This is a genomic window from Carnobacterium jeotgali MS3, assembly GCF_000745125.1.
Classification (GTDB): domain Bacteria; phylum Bacillota; class Bacilli; order Lactobacillales; family Carnobacteriaceae; genus Carnobacterium_B; species Carnobacterium_B jeotgali.
Window position 1 is genome coordinate 318,693 of sequence record NZ_JQNF01000005.1, and the last position, 21,472, is coordinate 340,164.

Annotated in this window: 21 protein-coding genes; 18 read left to right on the forward strand and 3 right to left on the reverse strand. The window is 34.6% G+C overall.

The window, feature by feature from the left end; genetic code table 11:
- The first annotated feature begins 51 nt into the window (after positions 1-51).
- The 5 genes from BP18_RS04050 to recD2 all read left to right on the forward strand — a co-directional run bounded on the left by BP18_RS04050 (position 52) and on the right by recD2 (position 6,408).
- Complete coding sequence (locus BP18_RS04050; protein ID WP_035050363.1) at positions 52-1,200, forward strand: cysteine desulfurase family protein; 1,149 nt, start codon at positions 52-54, stop codon at positions 1,198-1,200.
- 143 nt (positions 1,201-1,343) lie between these two features.
- Positions 1,344-1,685: a cysteine desulfurase gene (locus BP18_RS04055; protein WP_007722588.1), complete on the forward strand. Its 342-nt coding sequence runs from the start codon at positions 1,344-1,346 to the stop codon at positions 1,683-1,685.
- Between the two features lie 184 nt (positions 1,686-1,869).
- On the forward strand, positions 1,870-2,994 hold the full coding sequence (gene mnmA / locus BP18_RS04060; RefSeq protein ID WP_007722586.1) for a tRNA 2-thiouridine(34) synthase MnmA: 1,125 nt from the start codon (positions 1,870-1,872) through the stop codon (positions 2,992-2,994).
- A 181-nt stretch (positions 2,995-3,175) separates the two neighbouring features.
- Positions 3,176-3,856: a tetratricopeptide repeat protein gene (locus BP18_RS04065; RefSeq protein ID WP_029276160.1), complete on the forward strand. Its 681-nt coding sequence runs from the start codon at positions 3,176-3,178 to the stop codon at positions 3,854-3,856.
- A 47-nt stretch (positions 3,857-3,903) separates the two neighbouring features.
- Positions 3,904-6,408, forward strand: a complete 2,505-nt coding sequence (recD2, locus tag BP18_RS04070; protein WP_029276158.1) for an SF1B family DNA helicase RecD2 — start codon at positions 3,904-3,906, stop codon at positions 6,406-6,408.
- 115 nt (positions 6,409-6,523) lie between these two features.
- Here recD2 and BP18_RS04075 read toward each other — a convergent pair whose 3' ends face one another.
- The gene (locus BP18_RS04075; protein ID WP_007722582.1) at positions 6,524-7,474 is read right to left on the reverse strand and encodes a diacylglycerol/lipid kinase family protein; all 951 of its coding nucleotides are present in this window, start codon (positions 7,472-7,474) and stop codon (positions 6,524-6,526) included.
- Positions 7,475-7,648: 174 nt separating this feature from the next.
- Here BP18_RS04075 and BP18_RS04080 point away from each other — a divergent pair, with 174 nt between their 5' ends.
- The 13 genes from BP18_RS04080 to BP18_RS04140 all read left to right on the forward strand — a co-directional run bounded on the left by BP18_RS04080 (position 7,649) and on the right by BP18_RS04140 (position 19,388).
- On the forward strand, positions 7,649-8,524 hold the full coding sequence (locus BP18_RS04080; RefSeq protein WP_007722581.1) for a YitT family protein: 876 nt from the start codon (positions 7,649-7,651) through the stop codon (positions 8,522-8,524).
- Between the two features lie 344 nt (positions 8,525-8,868).
- Complete coding sequence (gene alaS / locus BP18_RS04085) at positions 8,869-11,517, forward strand: alanine--tRNA ligase (RefSeq protein ID WP_029276153.1); 2,649 nt, start codon at positions 8,869-8,871, stop codon at positions 11,515-11,517.
- A 323-nt stretch (positions 11,518-11,840) separates the two neighbouring features.
- Entirely contained in the window at positions 11,841-12,107 is a 267-nt protein-coding gene (locus BP18_RS04090) for an IreB family regulatory phosphoprotein (protein ID WP_007722578.1), read from the forward strand.
- Positions 12,107-12,529, forward strand: a complete 423-nt coding sequence (gene ruvX / locus BP18_RS04095; protein WP_007722577.1) for a Holliday junction resolvase RuvX — start codon at positions 12,107-12,109, stop codon at positions 12,527-12,529. The genes BP18_RS04090 and ruvX overlap by 1 nt, the downstream gene beginning before the upstream one ends.
- A gap of 65 nt (positions 12,530-12,594) precedes the next feature.
- Positions 12,595-12,909: a DUF1292 domain-containing protein gene (locus BP18_RS04100; RefSeq protein ID WP_007722576.1), complete on the forward strand. Its 315-nt coding sequence runs from the start codon at positions 12,595-12,597 to the stop codon at positions 12,907-12,909.
- A 177-nt stretch (positions 12,910-13,086) separates the two neighbouring features.
- Positions 13,087-14,238, forward strand: a complete 1,152-nt coding sequence (gene mltG, locus BP18_RS04105; protein WP_007722575.1) for an endolytic transglycosylase MltG — start codon at positions 13,087-13,089, stop codon at positions 14,236-14,238.
- Positions 14,239-14,327: 89 nt separating this feature from the next.
- Positions 14,328-14,978: a uridine kinase gene (udk, locus tag BP18_RS04110; RefSeq protein WP_029276150.1), complete on the forward strand. Its 651-nt coding sequence runs from the start codon at positions 14,328-14,330 to the stop codon at positions 14,976-14,978.
- 201 nt (positions 14,979-15,179) lie between these two features.
- Positions 15,180-15,653 (forward strand): transcription elongation factor GreA, encoded by a 474-nt coding sequence (gene greA / locus BP18_RS04115; RefSeq protein ID WP_007722569.1) that lies wholly within the window; start codon positions 15,180-15,182, stop codon positions 15,651-15,653.
- A gap of 164 nt (positions 15,654-15,817) precedes the next feature.
- The gene (gene liaF, locus BP18_RS04120; RefSeq protein ID WP_007722567.1) at positions 15,818-16,552 is read left to right on the forward strand and encodes a cell wall-active antibiotics response protein LiaF; all 735 of its coding nucleotides are present in this window, start codon (positions 15,818-15,820) and stop codon (positions 16,550-16,552) included.
- Positions 16,549-17,631 carry a sensor histidine kinase gene (locus tag BP18_RS04125; protein ID WP_007722566.1) on the forward strand — a complete coding sequence of 361 codons (1,083 nt, stop codon included), beginning with the start codon at positions 16,549-16,551 and terminating at the stop codon, positions 17,629-17,631. The genes liaF and BP18_RS04125 overlap by 4 nt, the downstream gene beginning before the upstream one ends.
- Positions 17,628-18,260 (forward strand): response regulator transcription factor, encoded by a 633-nt coding sequence (locus BP18_RS04130; protein WP_007722563.1) that lies wholly within the window; start codon positions 17,628-17,630, stop codon positions 18,258-18,260. The genes BP18_RS04125 and BP18_RS04130 overlap by 4 nt, the downstream gene beginning before the upstream one ends.
- Positions 18,261-18,311: 51 nt before the next feature.
- Entirely contained in the window at positions 18,312-18,971 is a 660-nt protein-coding gene (locus BP18_RS04135) for a potassium channel family protein (protein WP_007722561.1), read from the forward strand.
- 123 nt (positions 18,972-19,094) lie between these two features.
- Positions 19,095-19,388, forward strand: coding sequence for a HesB/YadR/YfhF family protein (locus BP18_RS04140; protein WP_007722559.1), 294 nt, complete (start codon positions 19,095-19,097; stop codon positions 19,386-19,388).
- Positions 19,389-19,450: 62 nt separating this feature from the next.
- Here BP18_RS04140 and rnjA read toward each other — a convergent pair whose 3' ends face one another.
- Complete coding sequence (gene rnjA, locus BP18_RS04145) at positions 19,451-21,121, reverse strand: ribonuclease J1 (protein WP_007722556.1); 1,671 nt, start codon at positions 21,119-21,121, stop codon at positions 19,451-19,453.
- On the reverse strand, positions 21,121-21,336 hold the full coding sequence (locus tag BP18_RS04150) for a DNA-directed RNA polymerase subunit epsilon (RefSeq protein ID WP_007722554.1): 216 nt from the start codon (positions 21,334-21,336) through the stop codon (positions 21,121-21,123). The genes rnjA and BP18_RS04150 overlap by 1 nt, the downstream gene beginning before the upstream one ends.
- Between the last annotated feature and the right edge of the window lie 136 nt (positions 21,337-21,472).

The following is a 21,472-nucleotide window of genomic DNA, read 5'->3' on the forward strand; positions in this document are numbered from 1 at the left end:
ATAAAATTTAAGGATTATAAGTTTAGATCAATAAGGGAGGACTATCTTAAAATGGAAAGAATGTATTTTGATCATGCCGCAACTAGTCCTATACACCCAGAAGTTATTGAAGTTGTTTATGAAGCAATGAAAAATCACTATGGAAATGCATCTAGTATCCATAATTTTGGAAGAGATAGTCGCCGTATTGTGGATAATGCTCGAATGGTTTTTGCTAAAAGCATTGGCGCTAAACCAAGTGAAATCATTATTACTAGTGGTGGGACAGAATCTGACAACACTGCAATTATTGAAACAGCTTTAAAAAGAGAACAAGAAGGAAAACATATCATCACCTCTGCTGTGGAACACCACGCTGTTTTGAAGCCGATGGAATACCTTGAAAAGCTGGGTTTTGAAGTAACGTATTTGCCAGTGGACAAAAAAGGTCAAGTTGACCCAAAATTAGTTGAAGAAGCTTTAAGACCAGATACGATTTTAGTTTCTATTATGTATGCGAATAACGAAGTTGGTACAGTAATGGACATCGCAAAAATAGGTGCTATTATTGCTGAAAATGAATCAACAGCGTACTTTCATACAGATGCTGTTCAAGCTTATGGAACAGAAGATATTGATGTTAAAAGAGACCACATCGATTTATTATCGGTTTCAGGCCATAAAATCAATGGACCTAAAGGAATAGGCTTCCTCTATGTGAATGAAACAATTCATTTACCTAGTTTTATGCTTGGTGGAGAACAAGAAAAAAAACGCCGAGCAGGAACAGAAAATATACCAGCAATCGCTGGATTACAAAAAGCAGTAGAGATTATTCAGCCTCAAAGAGAAGACCGTCGATTAAAATACCATGAATTACGGAAGCAACTTATTGAACAACTGAATCAAGCGAATGTAGTATTTGAAGTGAATGGAAATCCCGATAGCCAGCTGGAACATATCGTGAGTTTATGGTTCGAAAACGTATCAGCTGAACAACTACTAATGAGTCTAGATTTAAGTGGAATAGCTGTTTCATCCGGTTCAGCATGTACTGCTGGAAATATTGATCCAAGTCATGTTTTAATTGCAATGTATGGTGAAAAGAGCCCTATCATAGCTGAAACGATTCGGATAAGTTTTGGACTTGGAACAACTTCAGAGCAAATCAATTATTTAGCAGAACAGTTGATAAAAGTGAGTTCACGATTGAAAAAATAAACGGTTATGAATTGGATAAATGAGTAGAGAATCTGAGATGTTTCAGATTCTCTACTTTTTTTGTGGAAAAAGAGCTAAACGCTATGGTATAGTAATAATGAAAAGGGTTACGAATAAGGATAAAGAAAAAGCGAGGGAATAAGATGGCATTTGAAAAGAAAGCAGCTTTACTAGGAGCCAATGAGCAATTTCAGGTAAATCCTGATGTGAAAAAATATACCTTGAGAGATAATGGTTTTGAAGAAACCAAAAAGGGGAATTTCCAATTGATTCGCACAATGGATGCTAACTTGACAAGCAATCAAGGTGTGAAATTGAAAATCGTTGTTTCAGACGATTTAACACAATTAAAACTTTCAGTAACGACAGGAAATGGATTGCGGACGGTAAATATCTACAATGGGGATGCTTATAAAGAAACGCGCGAAAAAGTAGCCTTTACCTTAGCAGATCTTGTTGAACGTGGTGTGCTAGTAAAAGGATAAGAAATAAAAGAATCGAATATATCAAATAAACAGGAGAGGTGTCTCAGTATTTTTTGAGCATGTCTCCTATTTGGTTTGAGCAGCTTGATTTCTGACTAAAAGTTAGTATAATGATAAGGACTGGAAAAATACGACCTTCAAATCGTAAAGATTTTCAGAATCTATTTGAAATGATGGTGATGTAATGCAAGACAATAGCAAGACTCGTGTCGTAGTTGGTATGAGCGGTGGTGTTGACTCATCCGTTACAGCTTTAGTGTTAAAACAACAAGGCTATGATGTGGTGGGAATTTTTATGAAAAACTGGGATGATACCGATGAGTTCGGTATGTGTACAGCGACGGAAGATTACAATGACGTTGCACTTGTAGCAAATCAAATTGGTATTCCCTATTATTCAATTAACTTTGAAAAACAATATTGGGATAAAGTGTTTACCTACTTCTTAGAAGAGTACAAAAAAGGCCGTACGCCTAACCCAGATGTAATGTGTAATAAAGAAATCAAATTTAAAGCTTTCTTAGATTACGCTATTGAACTGGGGGCTGACTATGTTGCTACTGGTCATTACGCTCAAGTAGAACGTGATGAAAATGGTGTTACTCATATGCTAAGAGGAGTAGATAACAATAAAGATCAAACTTACTTCTTAAATCAATTATCACAAGAACAATTAGCTAAAACGTTATTTCCTTTAGGTGGCATGCAAAAACCTGAAGTACGCAGAATCGCTGAAGAAGCAGGACTAGCTACTGCTAAGAAAAAAGATTCTACGGGCGTTTGTTTCATTGGAGAACGTGATTTTAAAAAATTCTTGATGACTTATTTACCAGCTCAACCGGGTAATATGATGACTGTAGATGGTGAAATAAAAGGACAACATGATGGATTAATGTATTATACGATTGGTCAACGTCAAGGTTTAGGTATTGGCGGCGGTGGAAAATCAAGTGATCCATGGTTTGTTGTTGGAAAAGACTTAGAAACGAATACTTTATACGTAGGTCAAGGGTTTAATCATGAGTGGTTATTAGCAACTCACTTAGAAGCTTCTGATCTTCATTTTACAACGAATGAAGAAAAATCGCGTGTGTTCAAATGTACAGCGAAGTTCCGTTACCGCCAAGCGGATACGGGCGTAACTGTTCACTTGAATGAAGATGGAACAGCAGCTACAGTGGAATTTGACGAACCAGTACGTGCGATAACTCCAGGTCAAGCAGTTGTTTTTTACGACGGCATGGAATGTTTAGGTGGCGGCACGATTGATGCAGCTTACAATGAAACAAAAGAACTGCAATATGTTTAAAATTTAATAGACTGCAAAAAGCTAGGAGCACAACACTCCTAGCTTTTTAGTGTACATAGCACATTAAATTGGTTTAGATGAAAAAAATTAGTGTTAATTTAAATAGAAAACAATGTCATCAGTAGAATCCAATAGGAATTTGGTGTAAAATAGTTAAAGTTGCAAGAAGGAGGAGATAAGTATGAATCGAAACCATGAAGCTTTTCAGCTATGGGAAAAAGGTGAGTTTAACGAAGCCATTCAATTACTTATAGAAGAAATAAATGATAATCCTGCCAATAGCGGTAGTTATTATAATTTAGCGACTATGTTTATTCTGGGGAAAAAATATGAAGATGCTAAAGCAATATTAGAAACAGCAATTGAAAAATATCCTGAAAATTCAATTTTTGTTTATGCCTTTGGAAATTTATATTACGAGATTGAAGATTACTCGACCTCTTTAACGTATTTTAATCAAGTTATTCAATTTACTGAAACACCATTAAAAAAAGATGCTATGGTAATGATTGGGCAGAATTTTTTAGCCTTAAATCAATCTAAAAAAGCCTTAGCTTATTTCTTAAGTGCTTATGAAGAAGACCCTTTGGATTTAACGGTAATCTTAATTATAGGAAATACTCTAATGGAGACGGGTTCATTTAATGAAGCAAAACATTATTTTGAATTAAGTATCGAACAAGCACCGAAAAATGATGAAGCTTGGTTTAAACGTGGTGTAGTTGGGATGGCATTAAAAGAAGAAGACCATTCTGTTAAGCACTATTTCGATAAAGCAAAAGAATTAAATCCTATAACATACGGTAAACGACTAGAACAGTTACAATCCATAGAGGCTGTAATGAAAACTCAAAAAGAGTGAGTGGTTTGATTAGTTGAGATAGAAAGGGTGGTGGTAGGAAAGTGGTTATGCAAGACAATTTAGATTTATTTGCAGGAGATCCACCCTATTTTGTAGGGCAAGTTGCTGCAATTTTCTATCAAAACCCGACAAATTTTTATAAAGTTATTTTAGCACGAGTAGTCGATACGAATAGTTCCTTTGCCGAAAAAGAAATTGTGATAACGGGAAACTTTGGACAAATTCAAGAAGATGAGACCTATCGTTTTTTTGGTCAATTGACTGATCACCCAAAATTTGGCATGCAATTCAACGCAGAACGTTACAGCCAAGAAAAACCAACTTCAGCAGAAGGTGTAATTGCTTATCTTTCAAGTGATAAATTTCCTGGAATAGGAAAAAAAACAGCTGAAACAATTGTTGAACTTTTAGGGGATGATGCAATTGATCAAATCAGTGCTGACGAAACAGTTTTAGCTAAGATTCCTGGATTAAATGACAAGAAAAAAGAAGTTATTGTTAATATGATCCGTTCAAGTAATGGGATGGAAAAAATCATTATTGGATTAAATGATTTTGGTTTTGGAAGTCGATTAGCCTATACGATTTATCAAACGTATCAAGCAGAAACCTTGGAGGTCATTCAAGAAAATCCGTATCAGTTGATAGAAGATATTGATAACATTGGGTTTAAAAAAGCAGATGCGATTGCAGAGAATCTTGGATTTGCTGCTGATTCTCCTGGACGTATTCAAGCGGCTATTTTATTTTCGCTCAATGAATTGTGCCTCAGTGAAGGAAATACGTATACATTAGCAGAGCCGTTACTAAACGAAACGATAAGAGTGTTAGAAGAAAGTCGTTCATTCATTATTGAGCCTGATCTAGTTGCGAAAGAATTATTGAATTTGATTGAAGAAAATAAATTAATTGAAGATGCTCATAAGTTGTATATCAACTCTTTATATGCAGCCGAATGGGGAATTGCAACATCAGTAAAACGCTTGATGGAAAATAGTAAAAAAATTAATTATCCTGCACATAATGTTAAAAAAGAAATTCGTAAAATGGAAAAAAGATTGGGTATCCAGTATGGCAATTCACAAATTGAAGCCATTGAACAAGCTGTTACTTCATCATTATTTATTTTAACTGGTGGACCAGGAACAGGTAAAACGACTGTATTAAACGGTATTGTCAATTTATTTGCAGAACTTAACGGTTTATCGTTAGAACTAGATGACTATACGGATAAAATTTTTCCTATTCTTTTAGCGGCACCAACCGGGCGAGCTGCTAAACGGATGAATGAATCTACTGGATTACCAAGTAGTACAATTCATCGCCTTTTAGGATTAAATGGTCAAGAAAAACCAACTGCTGAGCTTTCTGATAGAGAATTAGAAGGCGGATTATTGATTGTAGACGAAATGTCGATGGTAGATACGTGGTTAGCAAATCAATTGCTAAGAGCTGTCCCACAAAATATGCAAGTTATCTTTGTAGGGGATAAGGATCAATTGCCTTCTGTTGGTCCTGGTCAGGTCTTGCATGATTTAATCAGAGCCAAACAAATTCCTAGTAGAGAATTGACCGAAATTTACCGACAAGATGACGGTTCTTCAATTATTTCCTTGGCTCATGCAATAAAAGAAGGACAATTACCGGCCGATTTTACTAAAAACAAAAAAGATCGTTCATTTTTTCAATGCAATACGTATCAAATTGAACCGGTTATTCGCCAAGTTGTAGAAAAAGCTAAAGAAAAAGGTTTTACTGCTCAAGATATTCAAGTGTTAGCACCTATGTACAGAGGACCAGCCGGGATAGATGCGTTAAACAAAATGATGCAAGAAATTTTCAATCCGAACCCTTCTGGCAGAAGAAAAGAAGTTAAATTCAATGAAAAAAGTTACCGAATTGGGGATAAAGTTCTTCAATTAGTAAATTATCCAGAAATGAACGTATTTAATGGAGATATGGGAGAAATTGTTGGAATCAATTTGGCTAAGGAAACAGAAGATAAAGTCGATGAAATCGTTATTCAATTTGATGCCAATGAAGTCGTCTATAAGCGAAATGAATGGATAAAAATCACTTTAGCTTATTGTTGTTCAATCCATAAATCCCAAGGATCAGAATTCAAAATGGTTATTCTGCCAATGGTTCAAAATTATCATCGTATGTTAAGACGCGATTTACTTTACACTGCTATAACGAGAAGCAGTGAGTTGCTTATTTTATGTGGTGAACCGACTGCATTTGAAGATTGTGTAGCTAAATCTTCAGCAACTAGATTAACAACATTAGCCGAGCGTCTATTGGAAGAGAAAAAACAACAAGTAGAACTAGTTGTAAATGTAAAATCAGTTTCAGATAAAGAAAAAACAGTAACTAAAGCAACTGAACCAGAAGTAGCTGCTAATACTTCTGAGCAGTTATCATTAGCGAGTGATAAAACTGAAGTTATAGACGATAAACAGCCAAAAAATTATCGTCTGACGATAGACATGATTCAATCCAATGCGGTTGATCCAATGATTGGAATGGATGGTATTGTGCCTGGTCTATAAAATAAAAAAGAGTTTCAGAAGAGCAATCTTCTGAAACTCTTTTTTATTTAGGCTCTTTATCAAATAGTATGGGTGCCTCAAACACTGCTTAATCGCTAAAGCGATTCTTTACTAGCTATAACCAAAAATATCGTGAGCTAGTTTTGAGTTGAAAATCAATCGGCTGAACAATTAGTTCTTCACCATCGGCATTTGAATCAATTGTTGATGGCGTTTTAAGTGAGATAGCCTCCGCTTGATAATAGTACACATCTTTATAATATAAATGTTTCCCTCCAAAAAGCATTAACGCGAAAAGATAGAGAAGATTCATAAAAGACCGCTTAGGCAAAATAATCAAATCTAGTTTTCCGTCTGTTTGAGAAGCTTTTGGAGAGACAGGAATGCCTCCACCAAAATAAGGATGATTGTTTACAATAACTAAAAAAGCATCCTCGAAGGTTTTTACTTTTCCATCCGTGGTAATGGTTAAGGGGAAGACAGCTTGCTCAAAGAAAACTTGAACTAAGCTGGCAAAATAAACCAGAGAACTAAAACCTAATTTGTTTAAAAAAGTTTTAGATGGAGAATGATTGGCTTTTTTTACAACGGCAGCATCAAACCCAATGCCAACATTATTTACGGCAAATCCTTTAAGTTGTTGATTATGATCATAGTATTGAATGATATCTAACTTTTTCGCATGTTGAGTTGTTAAAATTTGGTCTAAAGCTTTCGCAGGATTTTTAGAGATACCTGTTCCACGAGCGAAGTCATTGCCTGATCCAGCAGGAATATACCCAATTGGGATGTGAGCAAATTCTTCCCCTAAGCCTGTAAGAACTTCATGCAAGGTTCCATCTCCGCCAATGACAATAATCAATTGAGTTTCAGTTGGTTGTTGGCTGATCTCTTGCACTAAAGTTTTAGTGATTTCGACAGTATGACCAGGATAAGTCGACTTATGTAACTGAAATCGAATGTGCTTACTTGTCAGTATTTTACAAATTTTTTTACTGACGTTTTTTCCTTTACCAGAACCAGATAATTCATTTATGATGAGGTGATAATTTTCGTGTGCAGACATGAAGACTCCTTTGTCTTAAATATTTATTATTGCGTCAACTTTCATTATAAAGCAAACGAAAATGAAATTTGCGAAAAAATCATGAGAAAATAATAAAAGTCTGCCGTAAATAAGATTGAAGTGTTAGAATGAACAAGGATTTTGTTTCATTGTTAAGAAAGGATGACTATATTCATGAAGAAAACATTATTATCAAATAAATATACATTAGGAGCACTTGATATTCTCTATATTGTAGTTGGCTCGTTTATTGCAGCTGTTTCATTTAATGCGCTATTATTGCCTAACTTAATTGTCTCAGGAGGAGTTAGCGGAGTCAGTACAATTACAAGCAGTGTATTCAACTGGGATCCTTCCATTGTGCAATTAGCTTTTAATATCCCTTTGCTTTTAATTTGTTTTGTATTCTTAGGGAAAGAAGCAGGGTATAAAACGATTCTTGGGAGTTTAATTTTACCCGCATTTATTGGCATGCTTGATTTTATAAAACCATGGACAGATACTCCATTGTTAGCTGCTTTGTTTGGCGGCATCATTACGGGTATTGGTTTAGGTATCGTTTTTAGAGCAAAAGCTTCAACTGGAGGCACTAGTATTATAGCTCAAGTTATACATGAGTATTTAAAGTTACCTTTAGGTATGAGTGTAGCTTTAATTGATGGTTTAGTCATAATCTGTGCTTTACTTGTATTTGATGGAGAAGTTGTGATGTATTCGATCATTTCATTATTTGTCATTAGTCGCACGATTGATGTTGTTCAAGTTGGATTCAATCATTCTAAGACAGTTATGATCATATCTGAGTACCCAGCTGAAGTGAAACAAGCCATTTTTAGTGTAGTTAATCGTGGAGTGACCAATTTAGGTATTAAGGGTGGATATGGGAACTCAGATAAGGAAATGTTAATGTGTGTCGTTGCAGAACAAGAATTTACACTTTTAAAAGATACAATCTTAGATGTGGATGAAAATGCCTTTGTAGTTGTGATGAGCGCCAGTGAAGTATGGGGACGCGGATTTACGCTCGCTAAAGAAAAGACTATTATTTAAAGGTTCTTAGCAAATAAAGTACTTTTATTCATTGACAATTGTGATAGATTCTCCTATACTTTAAACGTACTAAGGATAAATTAGTTTAATCACTTGTTTAAAGAAAAGTTTTCCTAGGCTGAAAGAAAACTAACAATATTAAATAGATGCTCCCTTAATAAAATAGTAGAAATACTATCGTTTCTCACGTTATCGAGACTTAAGAGGTAATGAACTGTCGAATGACATCATTGCAAACAAGGTGGTACCGCGAATTTTTCGTCCTTGTCTGGCAATGCTGTTGTTGGACTTTTTTTGTGCTTTTTTTTACAACAACCAGATTTAAAATTGAAAGGAAGAATAAAATGAGAAGATTATCAAGTAACGAAGTTCGTCAATTATTTTTAGATTTTTTTGAATCAAAAGGGCATAAAGTAGAGCCTAGTGCGTCACTAGTCCCTTTTGAAGATCCTACATTATTGTGGATAAATTCAGGAGTAGCAACTTTGAAAAAATATTTTGATGGTTCTGTAGTTCCTGAAAACCCAAGAATTACGAATGCACAAAAAAGTATCCGTACGAACGATATTGAAAATGTCGGTAAAACTGCTCGCCACCATACTTTATTTGAAATGCTAGGAAATTTTTCTATTGGAGAATATTTTAAAGAAGAAGCTATTGAATGGGCATGGGAATTTCTAACTGAGGAAAAATGGCTAGGATTAGACCCTGAAAAATTGTATGTAACAGTTTATCCTGAAGATACAGATGCGAAAATGATTTGGAAAGAAAAAATTGGATTAACGGATGATCACATTATAGATGTTGCCGATAATTTCTGGGACATTGGTGCTGGTCCAAGTGGTCCGGATTCTGAGATTTTTTATGATCGCGGTGAAGCGTTTAATGATTTAGCTGAAAATGATCCGGAAAATTATCCAGGTGGAGAAAATGAACGCTGGTTGGAAATTTGGAATTTAGTTTTCTCTGAGTTCAATCATAAACCTGATGGAACTTATGAACCATTACCTAATAAGAATATTGATACAGGTATGGGATTAGAGCGTGTTGTCTCAATTTTACAAGATGCCCCAACAAATTTTGAAACGGATTTATTTATGCCAATCATTGAAAAAGTACAAGCATTGAGCGGAATCAAAAAATATGGTGAAAATGCAACAGACGATATTTCCTTTAAAGTTATTGCGGATCATGTCCGTGCAGTGAGCTTTGCTATTGGCGATGGCGCTTTGCCTTCTAATGAAGGACGCGGATACGTATTGCGTCGCTTGCTACGTCGTGCGGTTATGCATGGTAAGAAATTAGGCATTGATAAAGCCTTCATGTTTAAGTTAGTCCCAGTTGTTGGAAATATTATGAATAGTCATTATCCTGAAATTTTAGAACAAGAAGAGTTCATTGTTAAGGTAATCAAGAATGAAGAAGAACGATTCCATGAAACAATCAATGATGGATTAACAATTTTAAACGAACGCATCAGTGAATTAAAAGTTAATGGAGAAAAAACGATTGCAGGGTCTGACATCTTTAAGTTATATGATACTTATGGATTCCCAGTCGAGTTGACTGAAGAATTTGCACAAGATGAAGGTTTTGAAGTAGATCATGAAGGTTTTGAAATCGAAATGACTGCTCAAAGAGATCGTGCTCGTGCTGCTCGTAGCGGTGAAAAATCAATGGGTATTCAAACAAAATTATTTGCAGGCCTAAATGACGAAAGTCTTTTTGTAGGATACAATAAAACTACAGCTATGGGAATACTAGCAGTTATTGCAACAGATGAAGCACTTGTAACGACAGCTAAAACCGGTGAACAAGTTCGTTTGATTTTTGACCAAACACCATTTTATGCTGAAATGGGCGGACAAATTGCGGATAAAGGAATAATCAAAGATACAACAGGTAAAATTGTAGCAAAAGTTACAGATGTTAAAAAAGCTCCAGCAGGACAACCACTTCATACAGTAGAAGTACTAGAGAGTTTAACGGTAGGAGAAACGTACAAACTTGAAGTTGATGAAACTTTAAGAAATAAAATTACTAGAAACCACACGGCTACTCATTTATTGCATCAAGCTTTAAAAGATATTTTAGGCGAACATGCGAACCAAGCTGGTTCATTAGTAACTCAAAACCATTTGCGTTTTGACTTTACACATTTTGGTCAAATCACACAAAAAGAATTGAACGAAATGGAACAAATTGTAAATGAAAAAATTTGGGAATCTCTTCCAGTTGTAACCGTAGAAACTGAAATTGCTAAAGCTAAAGAAATGGGAGCTATGGCGTTATTTGGTGAAAAATATGGGGATCTGGTTCGCGTTGTAAATGTTGGCGATTATTCGATTGAGTTATGTGGTGGGGTTCATGTTAGCAATACAAGTGAAATCGGTATCTTTAAAATCATTTCTGAATCAGGAATAGGCGCAGGTGTTCGCAGAATTGAAGCTGTAACAAGTGAAGCTGCTTACAACTTGCTACAAACAGAACAAAAACGCTTGAACGCTGTAGCTGATTTAGTAAAAGCTCAACAAACTCAAGATGTAGTTACGAAAGTGCAACAGTTACAAACCGAATTAAAAGAACTACAAAAAGAAAATGAATCATTGCAAGCAAAATTAGCAAGTGATCAAGCTGGTGATATCTTTAAGAATGTACAAGAAGTTAATGGAATAACAGTTGTTTCCGCTGAAGTTGATGTGAATGATATGAATCAATTGCGCCAATTAGCTGATCAATGGAAGCAAAAAGCTGTTTCAAACGTTTTAACTTTAGGTTTTTCAAAAGATGGAAAAGTTAATCTGCTAACAGCTGTTGATGATGCAACAATTAAAAAAGGATTTAAAGCCGGTGACTTAATCAAAACGATTGCACCACTTGTTGGTGGTGGCGGTGGTGGACGACCTGATATGGCTCAAGCAGGCGGTAAGAATCCAGCAGGTTTACAAGATGCGTTAGCTAAAGTGACTGAATGGGTAAACGAAAAAAAATAAGAGTATTCATTTCAAATAGGTAACATTATTTATCGACTGAACTTTAAAAAGAGGCTGGGGAAAAAATCCCAGCCTCTTTTTTATATAGGACTGTTTATTCTAAAACAGAACCGACGTCTACTTTAAGGATAATACTCGATGGTCGATGAACATAATGCACTTATTCGTCCCAGCGATTTGGTTCTAAATGCTTTTTTTCCGCTCTCTCAATTTTAAAAAGAAAGAATTAACCGTTTTCTGATATTCATTTCTGATAATCATTGTAGTTTAAAGTGCTTTCTTGTAAAATAAGAGTAGATGTTACAGAAATTGAGGTGTAGACCATGAGTTCAACAGATGAAACAGTACGTTTTAACGTTGGTGACAATAGTGAAAAAAGTGTAAAAGAAACTTTGAGTTTAGTATATGATGCTTTAGAAGAAAAGGGATACAATCCAATCAATCAAATCGTTGGTTACTTGCTTTCAGGAGACCCTGCTTATATTCCACGTCATAAAGATGCTCGAAATTTGATCAGACGCCATGAACGTGACGAAATCGTTGAAGAAATTGTAAAGACCTATTTGAAAGAGAGTGGACATAAAGCTTAATGAGAACAATGGGATTAGATGTTGGTTCAAAAACTGTTGGTGTAGCCGTTAGTGATCCGTTTGGCTGGACAGCACAAGGAATTGAAATCGTTAAAATTAATGAAGCACAAGAAGAATATGGCATAGACCGAATTGGTGAATTAATCGCCATTCATGAAGTCACAAAAGTTGTAATCGGCTTGCCTAAAAATATGAATAATTCTATCGGTCCTCGGGCCGAAGCTTCTTTGCGGTATGCTGAATTGGTCAAAGAAACATTTGGATTACCAGTCATCTTACAAGATGAACGGTTAACAACTGTTCAAGCTGAAAGAATGTTGATAGAAGAAGGCAATACGTCTAGAGCAAAAAGAAAAAAAGTTATTGATAAGGTAGCGGCGGTTATGATTCTTCAGAATTACTTGAATCAAAATCAAAACTAGCAATTCAATGAATAGTACGCTAAAATAGAAAAGAAACTTATCTCATATTAAAGGAGTGTTGACCAATGTCACATGACCACAATCACGACCATGATCACGAACACGATCACGATCATGAACATATTACCTTAGTAGATGAACAAGGTAATGAACAATTATACGAAATTTTATTTACATTTGATTCAGATGACTATGGAAAATCTTATGTCTTTGTTTATCCTGCTGGAGCTAGTGAAGGAGAAGAAGTAGAACTTGAAGTTTACTCTTTCATCGAAACTGAAACTGGAGAACAAGGCGAGTTAAAACCAATTGAAACTGAAGAAGAATGGGATATGATTGAAGAAGTATTAAATACATTCTTAGCAGATGAAGAAGAATAATCTTATTCATTAAATGATGTAATTATGTGTAAAATGCATAGAAAAGTTGACAAATTTAATTTGTCAGCTTTTTTTTGTTCTCATGAACTCTGATATCATGTATAATGATACAAGTTAGTGTCATAGTGAAAGAGAAAAAAACAAGTAAATAGTTGTTATAGTTAGGAGGGTCGCTTCTTGTCAAAAAGAAAAAAGAACAGCAAGACGAAAGATCAAGGAGAAGCAAGTGTTAATTTAACTAGTATGGAAAGTGGAAGACAAAAAGAGACAACACTGGTTAAGAAAATTGTACTTAGTATTTTAGCGGCATTTATCCTACTTTTAATCCTTTTTGGCGTGATGGGGTACCAGTATGTTACGACGTCTTTAAAACCTCTGGATAAAGAGAATAAAACGGAAACACTAGTTGAAATTCCATCAGGATCTAGTTCTAAAGCTATTGCAGGTATTTTACAGGATGAAGGTATCATAAAAAGTGCTACCGTGTTCAGTTATTACATCCGTATGAATAACGAAACAGGTTTTCAAGCTGGGAATTATGAGTTTTCTCCATCTATGACTCTTGATTCAATTATTGATCAACTTCAAGAGGGTGGGACGGCTTCGAAATACGAAGGGACTAAAATCCTAGTCAAAGAAGGCACTTCAATTGATCAAATTGGAGATGTTATCGCTGAAAATACGGAATACAGTAAAGAGGATTTTTTAGCAGTCATTCAAAATGAAGCTTTTTTAACAAAAATGCAGACTAAGTTTCCTGAATTACTAACCTCTACTATGGAAGCTGAGAATACTAGGTATGCTTTGGAAGGTTATTTATTTCCAGCTACTTACGATTTTCCTGAAGAGATGACATTAGAAGAGTTGGTTGAGAAAATGATCAGCACAATGGATGAAGTTATGCTAGAATTTTATCCTAAAATTAAAGAGTCTAATCGGAGTGTGCAGGATATCTTAACGATTGCTTCATTAGTCGAACGAGAAGGGTTCACATTAGAAGACCGTAAGTTGATTGCTGGAGTTTTTAATAATCGTTTAGCAATTGACATGCCTTTACAAACGGATATAGCCGTTCTATATGCTTTGGGAGAACACAAAGAATACGTGTCGTTAAAAGATATTGAAGTTGATTCTCCTTATAATTTGTATATCTATCCGGGATTTGGTCCAGGACCTGTTAATAGCCCAAGTGCAGATGCTATAAGAGCAACTTTAGAACCCACTGATTCAGACTATATTTATTTTCTAGCCGATATGAAAACAGGTAAAATTTATTATGCTGAAACATATGAGCAGCATCTTCAGTATAAAGCAGAATATGTTGATTAATAAAGCGATAGAATGAATGGTAAAAAAAAGAATTAATAAAGCATTGAATCAACTGATTCAATGCTTTTCACAAGAAAAGAGGAATAAGTATGACAGACAAAAAAAGACCAATAGTGATTGGCGTTACTGGTGGATCTGGTAGTGGAAAAACTAGTGTAAGTCGTGCAATTTATAATCAATTTACAGGTCATTCTATTTTAATGTTAGAACAAGATTTTTATTATAAAAATCAAGATGACTTATCCTTTGAAGAACGGTTAAAAACAAATTATGACCATCCATTTGCTTTTGATACGGATTTACTTATTCAGCACTTAGAAGATTTGATTCACTACAAAGCAATTGAAAAGCCAGTCTATGATTATGCTGCGCATACTAGAAGTAAAGAAATTATCATTCAAGAACCTAAAGAGGTTATTATCCTTGAAGGAATTTTAATTTTAGAAGATCCACGATTAAGAAAATTAATGGATATAAAAGTATACGTAGATACAGATGACGATATACGTATTATTCGCCGAATCAAACGAGATATAGAAGAGCGAGGCCGTACACTTAATTCAGTAATCGAACAATACTTAACGGTCGTAAAACCAATGCACCACCAATTTGTTGAACCTTCTAAAAAATACGCCGATATTATTATTCCAGAAGGCGGAACGAACCAAGTAGCTATCGACTTGATGACAACTAAAATTAGAAGTATCTTAGTTGAAGAACTAACTGGAACAAACAATTAAGTTTTTATTCGAAAAGTAAAACACACTAAAAGCCTTACTGTAAGTATGATAGTTAAATTAAAACTTTGGACGAATTAGCATTTTTTGTTTACAAATGACATTCAACATGGTATCTTTTCAATGTTGAAAAGATAATTACGCTTTCAACTAAATAGTGAAAGCATGAGTCAGATATGATTCTAAAAAAGGAGATCGCATTAAATGATTGAGAAAGTATATCCAATGACGTTAGATGGCAAAAAAAAGTTAGAAGAAGAATTAGAATATCTTAAAACGGTTAAGCGTAAAGATATTGTAGAAAGAATTAAAATTGCTCGTAGTTTTGGAGATTTATCTGAAAACTCTGAATACGAATCAGCAAAAGATGAACAAGCTTTTGTCGAAGGTAGAGTAACAACTATCGAAAACATGTTGCGTTTTTCTGAGATTATTGATAACTCAAAAACGGCAGCAGATGAAGTTTCATTAGGCAGAAAAGTAACTTTTATTGAATTGCCTGATGGTGATGAAGAAGAGTATACGATTGTTGGTAGTGCTGAAGCAGATCCATTTAAAGGATTGATTTCAAATGATTCACCAATTGCTAAAGCTTTAATGGGCAAAAAAGTAGGTAGTGAAGTAACTTTTGCTACACCAGGTGGAGACATGTTTGTTAAAATTGTAGAAATTAGCTAAGCCAATCACGTTTAAATAAAAGCTACTCGTTTTGAGCAGCTTTTATTTTTTTTTTTGAATATACATCTTTAGTCTCAGTTAGAGTTCATGCTAAAGAACATTACATAATAGATAAAAAACGGTATACTGAATAAAAGAACGTGTGCAAAGGGGACGTAAAGGACATGAAAAATAATTGGAAATGGTTCTTATTAATTGAATCTCTCTTACTGATAGTAGCATTGTATCAGCTGATTAATAATTTATTTCTATTAGGGCTTCTGGTTATTGGATGCTGGTTAATGTTTTTAGGCCGAAACCAACAGAAAAGAAAAAAAAGAATGTATTTGATTAGTGGCATATTTTTGTCAGTGCTTTCAATCATGTCTCTTGGCGGTTTTTGGTATATGTCAATAGTAGCCGTTATCTTTTTTTATATGAATTATGGGAAAGTATTTTCCAAAATGGATACGTTTAATTTTCAACAAGCCCCATGGAATGAAAAAGAAATTGTAGTTGTTGAAACGACAGATAGCCTACCAAAGGATGCAAAACGGTTTAAACGCAATTGGATAGGAAATGAAAGAATCGGCAGTTCAATTTATGAATGGGATGACATTAATTTTTCGATTCTTATGGGAGATACAATTATTGATTTAGGAAATACGATTTTGCCTAAAGATGAAAACTATATTGTTATTAGGAAAGGGTTTGGAAAAACTCGTATTTTAGTCCCAATAGGTACAGGTATTATGATAGAGCATAGTGCCATTAAAGGAAAAATTGCTTTTGAAGATCACTATTATACGTTGGAAAATGAATCGATTAAAATGTATAGCAAAGACTATGAAAATCAAGCCAGAACATTAAAAATAGTCACAAATGTCTTTGTAGGAGATTTAGAGGTGATTGCGATATGAAACAAAAAGTGATTAGTTCACTTTTTTTCACGAGCAGTTCAATTGTTTTTTTATTGTCTTTTGCTGTTATAATTAGTTATAGTTATGCTAATTCTTCTCAAAGCTGGTATTTAGATGTTTTTACAACTCGCTTTTTTTATATCCCCTTTATTTGGTATTTGCTAGCGGTCTCAGCAGTAATTGGTCTAGCTTTAACATTAGGGGTTTATTATGTGAACAAACGCCAGTGGCAGCAAATTGAGGAGACTTTGCACGCTCTTGTTAAGGGAGATTATTCAAAAGAGTTATTCGCTCAATTGCTGGCTAAAAATGAAGAGGATTATTTTTTCTCAGATGATTTAAAAAAAGCACTCGTTGATATTCGAGAAAAATTAGTCATTTTAGCAAATGAAGCGCAAATAAATAACAATACATCAAATTCTATTAATGGACAGACTAAAGAGGAAATATTGGTTTCTGAGCGTCACCGGCTGGCACGTGAGTTACATGATTCTGTTAGTCAGCAACTTTTTGCGGCAATGATGATGTTGTCTGCTTTAAATGAACAAATGGACGAATCAAGTGGCGTGTTACAAAAACAAGTAAAACTAATAGAATCTATTGTGAATGAAGCTCAGGCAGAAATGCGGGCCCTTTTGCTTCATCTAAGACCCGTCAATTTAGAAGGCAAGTCCTTGAAAAAAGGAATCGAACAACTTTTAAATGAAATGAGTACGAAAGTTCAAATTGAATTAAAATGGGATATTGATGATGTTTCGTTAACAAATGGAATTGAAGATCATCTATTCCGAATTGTTCAAGAATTGCTTTCTAACACGCTGCGTCACTCGAAAGCTAAGGGGTTAGAAGTTTACCTTCAAGTAATAGATCAATCAGTCTTGCTAAGAGTCATTGATGATGGAATTGGATTTAATACAACAGAGAATAAAGCTGGAAATTACGGATTGCAAAATATTAATGAACGAGTGTTGGGCATGGGTGGAACATGTAAAATCATCAGTTTTAAAAATAAAGGAACAAGTGTTGAAATAAAGATACCACTGATGGATACGATTGAAAAAGGGGTGGAAACGATATGATTAAAGTACTATTAGTCGATGATCACGAAATGGTTCGATTAGGAGTTTCGTCTTATTTATCTATTCAAAGTGATATAGAGGTCATAGGAGAAGCAGAAAATGGCAAAATTGGATATGAAAAAGCACTAGAATTGCGCCCAGATGTTATCTTAATGGATTTAGTGATGGATGTAATGGATGGAATTGAGTCTACAAAAGCTATAATGAAGGATTGGCCAGAAGCAAAAATAGTGATTGTAACTAGTTTTATTGACGATGAAAAAGTCTATCCTGCACTTGAAGCAGGAGCCGCTAGTTATATTTTGAAAACATCAACAGCGAGTACGATTGCCAATGCAATTCGCTCTACATATAAAGGCGAAATCATACTTGAACCTGAAGTAACAGGTAAAATGATGGCACGTCTCACTAAAAAACAAGTTCATCAGTTACATGATGATTTAACCAATCGGGAACAAGAAATTTTAATGTTAATTTCTCAAGGGAATTCCAACCAAGAAATTGCAGATGCGCTTTTTATAACGCTTAAAACAGTTAAAACACATGTTTCAAATATTTTAGCTAAATTAGAAGTGGAAGATAGGACACAAGCAGCTATTTATGCGTTTAAACACCATTTGATTGAATAAAAGTAAGTTAATTAATTATAGCGACTAAGTATAAGAAAAGCTGGTGAAAAAATGAAAAGAAATTTTGCAGTAATTGGGTTAGGACGTTTTGGGAGCAGTATTTGTCGAACATTAGTTGAAAGTGGGCATGATGTATTGGCTATTGATTCTAACGAAGATAAAATAAATGAATACATGAATATCGCTACACATGCAGTAGTAGCAAATGCGCAAGATGAAAGTGTCTTGCGCTCATTAGGGATTCGGAATTTTGATCATGTGATTATAGCTATTGGTGAGGATATCCAAGCAAGTATTTTAATTACGTTGATGATTAAAGAAATGGGAAATCCATATATAACTGCTAAAGCACAAAATGAATACCATGGAAAAGTGCTGGAAAAAATAGGCGCAGATCATGTTATTCATCCTGAAAGAGATATGGGTATTCGGATTGGACATCATTTGGTTTCACGTAACGTAGTCGATTATTTAGAATTATCGGATAAGTACTCATTAGTTGAATTAAAAGTGACGAATCCAAAATTCTTTAATAAAACACTTCTTGAATTGAATTTTAGACAACGTTTTGGTTTAAATGTAATTGGTATTCGAAGAGGACAAGAAATGATCATTTCTCCTGCAGCTGATGCGATGATTAAAGTCAATGATACCTTAATGATTGTCGGTGGAATCAAAGAAATTGACTGGCTAGAAGGTCAAATGCCTTAGAGATAGTGGTTATTAATCTATCTTCAAAGGATACCTTTAGCCCCTTTAATGTGTTAGAATTAATAGGAATGATAAGTCCTTATGAGAGGAGGGTTCACAGAAAAAAGTTCTGTGAAACTTACTATGAAAATTGAAATTACGGATAGTGCTAAAGAGTGGTTTGAAAATGAGGTCGGCCTTGAAAAAGGCAATGGTGTAAGGTTTATGGGAAAAGTTTATGGAAAAACAGAAGTTCATGAAGGTTTCTCAGTTGGAATGGAAGTTACCCAACCAGTTGACGTTTTAGTTAAAACAACGATAAACGACGTAACCTATTTTATTGATAAAAATGATGAATGGTTTTTTAATGGGTATGATTTACAAGTTAGTTTTGATAAAAAACGTGATGAACCTATTTATCACTTTAATAAGAATTAAAAAAAAGCCTCATACAACTCTTATCTTATAAGAAGAGTTTTGTATGAGGCTTTTTTATGAGATTAAACCGGCATAATAACCGGTAAAATCATAGGGTGACGTTCAGTCCGTTCATATAAGAACGGTTTTAAGCTTTCAATAATTGTATTTTTCAAAGATTGTTCTGTTACTTTGTCGTTTGCTAAGCTTTTATTTAAACTTTTCGTCATGACTTGTTGCGCGTCATTGATTAGTTCTCCTGATTCACGCATATAAATAAAACCACGTGAAAGAATATCCGGACCAGCTAGTACTTCTTTCGATTTGTAATCAATGGTTACAACTACGACTACTAAACCTTCTTCAGATAAAAGTTTACGGTCTCGTAAAACAACATTACCAATATCGCCTATGCCTTTTCCGTCTACATAAACATCCCCAGCTTCGAAGTGTCCAGCATGTCTAGCAGAATCTGCCGTCAATGCGATTACATCTCCGTTGTCTAAGATGAAAGAATTCTCTTTTGGAATTCCAACTAGTTCAGCAAGTCCAGCATGAATTTTTTGCATTCTGTACTCACCATGAACAGGAATAAAGTATTTAGGTTTCATTAAACGAAGCATCAATTTTTGTTCTTGTTGACCACCATGTCCAGATGTATGAACATTATTTACTTTTCCGTGAATAACATTTGCCCCAGCTTCTGAGAGTAAATTAATTACTCGATTTACACTTGAAGTGTTACCTGGAATAGGAGAACTAGAGAAAATAACAGTGTCGCCTGGTTGAATAGAGATTTGACGATGGGTTCCGTTAGCGATACGACTCAAGGCCGCCATCGGTTCACCTTGCGATCCGGTACATAAAATAATGCTTTCGCTTGCAGGAAGGCGATTAATTTCTCTTGGTTCTACAAAAGTTTCTTCAGGAGCAGTAATGTAACCTAATTGACGACCAGTTGCAACAGATGATTCCATGCTACGACCAAAAACGGCAATTTTTCTTTTCGTTTTAATTGCTGCATTTGCAACTTGTTGCAAACGAGAAATATTTGAAGCGAAAGTAGCAAATATAATACGTCCTTCTACTTTCTGCATGATGCTTGTAATGGATTCTCCAACTACTTGTTCCGATTTTGTAAAAGTAGGGACTTCAGCATTAGTACTATCTGACAATAGTGCAAGTACGCCTTCATCTCCTATTTTAGCCATGCGATGCAAGTTTGCGGGTTCTCCAACTGGAGTGAAATCAAATTTATAGTCACCTGTTAAGACAATATTTCCAGGTGGCGTTTTAACCACAATACCAAAAGCTTCGGGAATACTATGAGTTGTTCTGAAAAAACTCACACTTGTTTTACGGAATTTAATTACATCATCTTCACCAATTTCATGCAATTCAGTATCACGTAATAGACCATGTTCAGTCAATTTATTGCGAATCAAGGCAGAAGCTAATGGACCAGCATAGATAGGAATATTAGCTTGTCTTAGTAAGAAAGGAATCCCACCAATATGATCCTCATGTCCATGTGTGATCACTAAAGCTTTTACTTTATGAATATTTTGTACAATATAACTATAATCAGGAATAACATAATCGATTCCTAATAGATCGTCTTCAGGAAATTTAATACCGGCATCAATAATGATGATTTCATCTTGAAATTGAACACCATACGTATTTTTACCAATTTCCCCTAAACCCCCAATGGCAAAGACAGCAGCTTCGTTATTTTTTATAGAAGGTTTCATTAGTTAAACTCCACTAGTTTGAAGTCGGGACTAGTTTTTTCATATTCTAAATATTTACCATCAATTTGTTGAACAAATTCAATATTGTAGGGGGTATTTTGTTCAACTAATTCACGAGCTTCAACAACACTTCCTGCTTCTAAATAAAGTGTTTGCGTATCTTCTCTTTTCGGATTTCTTAATTTTGTTTCTTGATAATTGATTTTAAAAATCATTTATTTCTCTCCTCTGTAAACAATCTTTATTTGTAAAGATCATTTCGTTATTTTTATAAATACTTGGTGAAGTGTTTTGCATTACGAGAAATCAGCCTATGAAATAGTTTCACAGTTGATCAAACGAAAACCACGT

Excerpts from the sequence above, each read along its gene's own strand:
- BP18_RS04050 (WP_035050363.1), top strand. The coding sequence starts at position 52 with ATGGAAAGAATGTATTTTGATCATGCCGCAACTAGTCCTATACACCCA.
- BP18_RS04055 (WP_007722588.1), top strand. The coding sequence starts at position 1,344 with ATGGCATTTGAAAAGAAAGCAGCTTTACTAGGAGCCAATGAGCAATTT.
- mnmA (WP_007722586.1), top strand. The coding sequence starts at position 1,870 with ATGCAAGACAATAGCAAGACTCGTGTCGTAGTTGGTATGAGCGGTGGT.
- BP18_RS04065 (WP_029276160.1), top strand. The coding sequence starts at position 3,176 with ATGAATCGAAACCATGAAGCTTTTCAGCTATGGGAAAAAGGTGAGTTT.
- recD2 (WP_029276158.1), top strand. The coding sequence starts at position 3,904 with ATGCAAGACAATTTAGATTTATTTGCAGGAGATCCACCCTATTTTGTA.
- BP18_RS04075 (WP_007722582.1), bottom strand. The coding sequence starts at position 7,474 with ATGTCTGCACACGAAAATTATCACCTCATCATAAATGAATTATCTGGT.
- BP18_RS04080 (WP_007722581.1), top strand. The coding sequence starts at position 7,649 with ATGAAGAAAACATTATTATCAAATAAATATACATTAGGAGCACTTGAT.
- alaS (WP_029276153.1), top strand. The coding sequence starts at position 8,869 with ATGAGAAGATTATCAAGTAACGAAGTTCGTCAATTATTTTTAGATTTT.
- BP18_RS04090 (WP_007722578.1), top strand. The coding sequence starts at position 11,841 with ATGAGTTCAACAGATGAAACAGTACGTTTTAACGTTGGTGACAATAGT.
- ruvX (WP_007722577.1), top strand. The coding sequence starts at position 12,107 with ATGAGAACAATGGGATTAGATGTTGGTTCAAAAACTGTTGGTGTAGCC.
- BP18_RS04100 (WP_007722576.1), top strand. The coding sequence starts at position 12,595 with ATGTCACATGACCACAATCACGACCATGATCACGAACACGATCACGAT.
- udk (WP_029276150.1), top strand. The coding sequence starts at position 14,328 with ATGACAGACAAAAAAAGACCAATAGTGATTGGCGTTACTGGTGGATCT.
- greA (WP_007722569.1), top strand. The coding sequence starts at position 15,180 with ATGATTGAGAAAGTATATCCAATGACGTTAGATGGCAAAAAAAAGTTA.
- liaF (WP_007722567.1), top strand. The coding sequence starts at position 15,818 with ATGAAAAATAATTGGAAATGGTTCTTATTAATTGAATCTCTCTTACTG.
- BP18_RS04125 (WP_007722566.1), top strand. The coding sequence starts at position 16,549 with ATGAAACAAAAAGTGATTAGTTCACTTTTTTTCACGAGCAGTTCAATT.
- BP18_RS04130 (WP_007722563.1), top strand. The coding sequence starts at position 17,628 with ATGATTAAAGTACTATTAGTCGATGATCACGAAATGGTTCGATTAGGA.
- BP18_RS04135 (WP_007722561.1), top strand. The coding sequence starts at position 18,312 with ATGAAAAGAAATTTTGCAGTAATTGGGTTAGGACGTTTTGGGAGCAGT.
- BP18_RS04140 (WP_007722559.1), top strand. The coding sequence starts at position 19,095 with ATGAAAATTGAAATTACGGATAGTGCTAAAGAGTGGTTTGAAAATGAG.
- rnjA (WP_007722556.1), bottom strand. The coding sequence starts at position 21,121 with ATGAAACCTTCTATAAAAAATAACGAAGCTGCTGTCTTTGCCATTGGG.
- BP18_RS04150 (WP_007722554.1), bottom strand. The coding sequence starts at position 21,336 with ATGATTTTTAAAATCAATTATCAAGAAACAAAATTAAGAAATCCGAAA.